Source organism: Geomonas sp. (assembly GCF_056994735.1).
Genome location: NZ_JBXKJL010000243.1, coordinates 1 through 5929, shown reverse-complemented (window position 1 = coordinate 5929; position 5929 = coordinate 1). Strand labels below are relative to the sequence as shown.

Sequence of the window (5929 nt, the reverse complement as noted above, 5' to 3'; positions counted from 1 at the left end):
AATATGTATCTGCTAAGTGTTCAGTTGTCTTTTTATCAACTGTAGCACCAACACCTTCTAGTATTACCTTTATATCTTTTAGAAGCTTATTTAACCTTTGTTTTTCGTTGAATGAAGCTAAGTCTATGTTATCAGTTGTTGCATATATATAAGCCAATTGATTTAATATATCCTCATAGGCTTTCTTATAACTATTTTTTAACTCTACTATAACTTTTTCGGCTTTTCTCATATATGTATTATCGTGATATTCTACTCTATCTAACCAATATTCTTTATTTTTTTGCTTATTCATAAAACAGCCCCCTTATATATTGCTTATATCTACACCATATCTTTCTTTATAATAAGGTATAAACTTGTTTTCAAGCCAATAACTGTAATTCTTCGGATGCTTTTCTCTGTAATCTCTAATATCGTTAGTTATTTCTTCAAGTGTCATCCATAAATATTCATCATTTACTTGAAACGGGAAATTAGTTATTTCAAGTATACATTCTAAAATCCATCTAGTTTGTCTATGTAATTTGATTTTATTATAATTTTTCAAATAAAAAGCCTGTGCTGTATCTCCAAACTTTAAAGACATAGCTTCCCAATCGCAAACCATTTGCAAAATATATTTTCTTGGCATTTCTAACCCTATCCAATAATTCCAATGATGTTTGTTTGTTAAATAATGTTGTTCCCATGCTTTTTCAAAATCCTCTTTATATTTAACTTTATCTATATAAAAATACCTAGCGTAAGGTATAAATTCACTCGGTAAGAATTTTGATAAATCATGTGTAAAAGCGTGAATATACAGTTTTCTTTTCCAACACGTTTTAAATACGTTTTTCTTGTGTTCTAATATATATTTAAAATATTCTATATAGTTTTTTATTTTCATAATAAACCTCCTGTTTTATAAAAAAGAAGCCCTATAAGGCTTCCTCTTTATTTGTAGTTATATTTGTATTATCTTTGTTTTCTGTAGGCTTAGAAGCGTCTTTAAATGCGTCGTTATAGTTATCCATGCCATTCATCAATTCTTCTTTCTCTAACTTAACCTTTTCATTCTCTGCTTGTGGATCATCAATCCTTTTCATCCAAGAAAGTCTAGTTTCTCTTGATACTATTCCTTCTAATTGTTTAATCATGTTAGTTATTTCTGTTTCATTCTCTGGAAGGTTTATATAGAAGCTAGGCTTTATTTGTGTGAAGTCATAAGAAGCACTTTTGTATTTGTTATAGTGTCCACAAATTAATTCAACCCTTCTCATTAAGCCCGTTTTAAACTTCCTTTGTTTCTTTCCTAATAGTGTGACAAATCCCATAAGTTTATACTTTAAAGCTTCCCCACTAGCTGTGCCGAAAGTATCATCAGTAAGACATGGCACAAGCGAAAACTTATGTATATCCTTATCTAATCTAGTTGCATAATTCTCATTTGCTGTATCAACTATATCTTTTATAAGAAACTCAACTTTTCCATTTTCAGCATCAAAGTTAATTATCTTTTGTTCTTTAAGTTGTTTAAAATTCTTATCCTCCGGATCTAAATAAGCCCCTGTAATAACCATATAACAATCATTGAAGTATTCAAACTCATTCATTCTATCAGAAGAAAGCTTATCATAACTATCTATAAGACTTTTAACCTTTTCAGCATCTCCATATAATTTATCGTTATTAGGATAGTATGTAAAAGGTACGTCTATGAAGCTGTGTTGTACTACGTTAAAGCCATTTATTTTATTATCAGCTTCTAATACTTTAATTGTTTCAGTACCTTCTTTTTTCTCATAGTAGTTATAATAATATATATTTCTATCGTCATATACTTCAATTGTGTAATCGTCTTTTTTCTCTGTTTGTCCTAGTTTAAAAGTTTTATAATATCTAACAGCTAATATTAGGTTTTCTTCAACAGTATTGTCAAAGACCAAAGCCACTTCTTCAGTTGCTATATTCTTAAATCTAGGTATTTTATTATTATCTATATAAAGCATTTCAACAGCATAACCATCTATACTTTGTTTTTCAGCTATAGAGGTGTTAGTGTCTTCTTCGTCATTGTAATCAAATATATTATTTAATTCTTCTAACAACTCGTCGCCTTCTTCTGCTTTCTTAGTCCATGATACAGGAATACCCACCAAAGCACCTACACACATATTTGTTATATAACTGAAATAAGGGTGTGCTATCTTATTATTAGGCTTCAATTTGTCTATCATTTGCCTTTGTAGTATATCATTATCATTATCATAGTATGCTTCTAGTTTCTTTATTCTCTGTGCTTCTGGTTGATGAGTTTCTAGTATGTAGTCTATGAGTTGTTTTGATATTTGACCTGTTTCGCCCTCATAAATGAAAGACCTATCTAGTTTAATCTTTCTCATTGTCTAACCCCCTTTAAATGTTAAATGTATTTTTACTATGTGTTCTTAAAGCATTACCTTTTAAATCTGATACCTCGTAACCATCTAAGCCATACCATATAGCACTAAATGTATGAGGATCTTTGTCAAATTCGTCTTCTATTACGTTGCCATCTTTGTCTTTCTTAAAAGTTAAATCTTGTAATTCATCAATTATATTTCTACACTTATCAGAACATACTATTTTATGGAATCTTTTAACCTTCTTAGTATTCTGTAGCCTACTACCTTGAAACTTCTTGCAAGGTGTCATATTAAACCCTTGTTGCCTGTAATAAGCTATACTCTTAGGTTCGGCACTCTCTGATATTATTCTTTCTCTAGTGCGTTTAAATTCTTCTAAATCTTTCGCAATTTCTGGATCTGTTTTGCCTCTAGAATAATACTCATAATATAAGTATAGTATCTTTCTGTCATGGTCTATTGCCATTCTTACAACAGCATTGTATGAGGTTTCAAAACCGAAGTCTAGCCCTACCCTTTTCATACTTCTAGGTATCTTGTTTACTTGTTCCATTACTTCTTCATGTGCTTGTACTTCAAATTGAGGAAGTACCTTAACCCCATTAGTGCCGAATTGCCCCTTACGTGCTATCCTGTATAAGTCTGGGTCGTGTAGTTTTAAACTTTCTAAAGAAGCTATGTAATCTTCTGGTAAGAATAAATTATCGTCAGCTTTAGAGTGATGATAGTATATGTTGTCCTTTATAATTGTACCTTTTTTATATAATTCTTCATCATCTAAGAATACAACTTCTTTGTTATCAGCATCTTTAGTCTTAAAGAAATGTTTATAGGTCCAATTAGATTTGCTTACAGGATTAGTTGATAGTATAAGATGGTTCTTTAATGTTGGGTGTCTTAGACGACCATTTAAGACCTCTAAGAAGCCTTCGTATTTAACCTCTGAACATTCTTCTATCCAAGCCATTGATAAGCCATTTATAGACTTCAGCTTGCGAACATGATCCAACCCTTTATATATGATTTCAGATCCATTAGGAAACTTTATGCACATAGGACTTTTCATGACTTTAACCTTTTCTGATAATCCTAAATCGTCAATTATTTCTTCAAAGAGTGAATGACAACTATCACGCAATGTATCATATACCTCACGCACAACAAGACATTTCCTTTTTTCTTCTAGAAGTTTCAATATAACTTTTAGTGCTATGTGATATGATTTACTACTACCATAACCACCTACACTGAAATATACCTTTTGTGACCAATCAAATAGAAAGTCCTCAAACCTTGGATTAACTTCTTTTACCACTTCCATTTATTCAGCTTCCTTTGTAAATATAGCATTATTGTCTCTTATAACTTGATGTAAGCCTGTTGCTATTTCATCGACGATAGTTTCTTCATTGCTATTATTTACGTCTAAATTTCGCTCTCTTATAATGCCATGTATCAATTCATGTAGAAAAGTTTGTTCTTGTCCTTGCAAGTCTTGTATTTCATTATTTATCTTTATATTGTGAAATTCATAATCTATAATGCCTTTACATTCCATGTTGTTCAATATTAACTTTTCATCTGAAAGCTTTATGCTATAATCACAACTACCTATTCTTATTTTATTAGGTATGTTCATTAATCCACTTCCTTCTTCTTCTTATTAATCGTTATCTTAATATCATTGTCTTCTAAGTCATCTAAGTCTTTCTTATATAAAGCTTCTAATGTATTCAATTCTTTTATAGTCCCTGTCATTGTATCAGCACTAACTTTCTTCAATCCTTTTTCTTTTATATCAGCCTTTGCTATTTCTTTCAACCATATCAAATCATTTATGGCATCTTCTCTTGTCCAAATAGCTTTTTTACTCGTTTCATTTATCAGTTGCCTATACCTTGCTTTAATCTTATCATTCTTGAACATTCTACTTGCCCTACTATCTATAGTTTCGTCTTTAGCGTTAGGGCATTTAAATGCGTGTCTATATGCTTCCCTTTGGGACTTTCCTTCAACTAGGGCTTGGACATATGCTTCTTGTCTTGCTGTTAGCATATCAGCCATATTCAGCACCCCCTTTTATATTTATTTTAACAATTAAATAAGAAGCTGTCTAATACAACAGCTTCTAGCTTAGTTTTATGTTATCCTTCTATAATTTCAAAATATATATAATCTATGTTTTCGCTATTAGTTAAAACAAAGTCTCTTGTCTTTCCTATTCCAAACCATTTTTTTCTTTCTAAATTTTTTTGTACCTTCTTATAAAATTTCATTAATCTTTTCCTATCTTTTACATTTACATCTATAACATCTTTGTCATTTTCTCTATCTTTGTATATAACTGTTATTCTAACTCTCATTACCTCAAACCCCTTATCAACAATTTATCTATCCTACCTTGTATCTTCTTCTTAACCTTAACCCTTTTGACTTTCTTCATCAACTGTTCTAGTCTTTTTATTTCTTGGAAGTCGTATAGGTCATTATTTATTTGTAAATCTTCTATTTGTCCTTTTAATATATTATTTTGATTCTTTAAATATATACCAGACCAATATAAGCGACATTTTTCTTCCTGTATCTTTGGTATTATTTCTAATTCCTCTTTCAACTCACTAACTCTAAACATTAACCTTTCGCCTATTTCCCTAAGTGATTTGTTAGCCACTTCATAATTAGCAACCTTTCCTTCTAATTCTCTTATATACATTTCTAATTCCTGTATATCATCATTCTTTTTAATTATTTTCTCGTGTAAGTTAATCATTTCATTATGCCTTTGTTCTGCAACTTTTTTAAAAGTATCTAAGGCATTTGCCTTTCCTTCTAACTCTGGTATAACTGACATAGTATAATAGTTTGTCCTGTCTGTAAAACCTCTGTTATATCCTTCTTTAATTCCTCTTTCCTTACTCATTTCAACTTGTCTTTCTAAGTCCTGTTTACCCTCTGCAATTCCTTCTAACTTAGCCTTTCTAACTTCTTCTAATAACCTCTTTTTAGTTATAAACATTAGTTATTCCCCCTTATATTTATTATTTGTTTTCTAATTCAGTTACTTTCTTTTTCAACAATTCTATTTCCTTTTGTTGTTTCTTAATTGTAGACATTATTCTATTTATTCTTGTTATAATTTCAACCTTACTATTACCAGGCATAAGCATTTAATCCACATCCTTATTTTATTGTTTCGCCATACTTCCATATATAACCACCACAAACATTTCTTTTGCCTAAACAAGCACTTCTTATGGATTGTCTTTTTAAGCCTGTCTTATTTTCTGCATCTCTCATTTTCGTAAACACTTCTATAACCTTATTAGTCTCGAAATCTATTTGTTGTATTTCTCTTTTGATCCTTTTACCCCTTCTCTTAACTTCTTTTTCCATTTCTTTTTCTTCCTGTATTTTCAATGCCTTTTCTATCTTCCTATGTATTTCATCCTCTAATACTTTATAGTCTCTTATATGTACTTCTAAGCCCTCTAGTTTAGCCGAAGCATATACATATTCTTTCAATTCTTCTCCGTATAGTA

Annotated in this window: 9 protein-coding genes; all 9 read right to left on the bottom strand. The window is 30.3% G+C overall.

Going from position 1 to position 5929, the window contains the following annotated elements; genetic code table 11:
• A partial coding sequence (locus AC11W3_RS10790) for a hypothetical protein (RefSeq protein WP_484092996.1) occupies positions 1–295 on the bottom strand: 295 nt, incomplete at its 3' end.
• Positions 296–307: 12 nt separating this feature from the next.
• Positions 308–892 (bottom strand): DUF5662 family protein, encoded by a 585-nt coding sequence (locus tag AC11W3_RS10785; RefSeq protein WP_484092995.1) that lies wholly within the window; start codon positions 890–892, stop codon positions 308–310.
• Between the two features lie 31 nt (positions 893–923).
• Positions 924–2387, bottom strand: coding sequence for a phage portal protein (locus AC11W3_RS10780; protein WP_484092994.1), 1464 nt, complete (start codon positions 2385–2387; stop codon positions 924–926).
• 13 nt (positions 2388–2400) lie between these two features.
• Positions 2401–3711 (bottom strand): PBSX family phage terminase large subunit, encoded by a 1311-nt coding sequence (locus tag AC11W3_RS10775; protein ID WP_484092993.1) that lies wholly within the window; start codon positions 3709–3711, stop codon positions 2401–2403.
• Entirely contained in the window at positions 3712–4029 is a 318-nt protein-coding gene (locus tag AC11W3_RS10770) for a hypothetical protein (protein ID WP_484092992.1), read from the bottom strand.
• A complete protein-coding gene (locus AC11W3_RS10765) occupies positions 4029–4454 on the bottom strand; it encodes a terminase small subunit (protein WP_484092991.1) in 426 nt (141 codons plus the stop codon). Before AC11W3_RS10765 ends, AC11W3_RS10770 begins: the two co-directional genes overlap by 1 nt.
• 80 nt (positions 4455–4534) lie before the next feature.
• Positions 4535–4753 (bottom strand): hypothetical protein, encoded by a 219-nt coding sequence (locus AC11W3_RS10760; protein ID WP_484092990.1) that lies wholly within the window; start codon positions 4751–4753, stop codon positions 4535–4537.
• A complete protein-coding gene (locus AC11W3_RS10755) occupies positions 4753–5406 on the bottom strand; it encodes a hypothetical protein (protein WP_484092989.1) in 654 nt (217 codons plus the stop codon). The genes AC11W3_RS10760 and AC11W3_RS10755 overlap by 1 nt, the downstream gene beginning before the upstream one ends.
• A gap of 164 nt (positions 5407–5570) precedes the next feature.
• A partial coding sequence (locus tag AC11W3_RS10750) for a hypothetical protein (protein ID WP_484092988.1) occupies positions 5571–5929 on the bottom strand: 359 nt, incomplete at its 5' end.

Bases quoted from the DNA above. Each gene is read 5' to 3' on its own strand.
- AC11W3_RS10765 (WP_484092991.1), bottom strand. From the start codon at position 4,454: ATGGCTGATATGCTAACAGCAAGACAAGAAGCATATGTCCAAGCCCTA.
- AC11W3_RS10775 (WP_484092993.1), bottom strand. From the start codon at position 3,711: ATGGAAGTGGTAAAAGAAGTTAATCCAAGGTTTGAGGACTTTCTATTT.
- AC11W3_RS10770 (WP_484092992.1), bottom strand. From the start codon at position 4,029: ATGAACATACCTAATAAAATAAGAATAGGTAGTTGTGATTATAGCATA.
- AC11W3_RS10785 (WP_484092995.1), bottom strand. From the start codon at position 892: ATGAAAATAAAAAACTATATAGAATATTTTAAATATATATTAGAACAC.
- AC11W3_RS10755 (WP_484092989.1), bottom strand. From the start codon at position 5,406: ATGTTTATAACTAAAAAGAGGTTATTAGAAGAAGTTAGAAAGGCTAAG.
- AC11W3_RS10780 (WP_484092994.1), bottom strand. From the start codon at position 2,387: ATGAGAAAGATTAAACTAGATAGGTCTTTCATTTATGAGGGCGAAACA.
- AC11W3_RS10760 (WP_484092990.1), bottom strand. From the start codon at position 4,753: ATGAGAGTTAGAATAACAGTTATATACAAAGATAGAGAAAATGACAAA.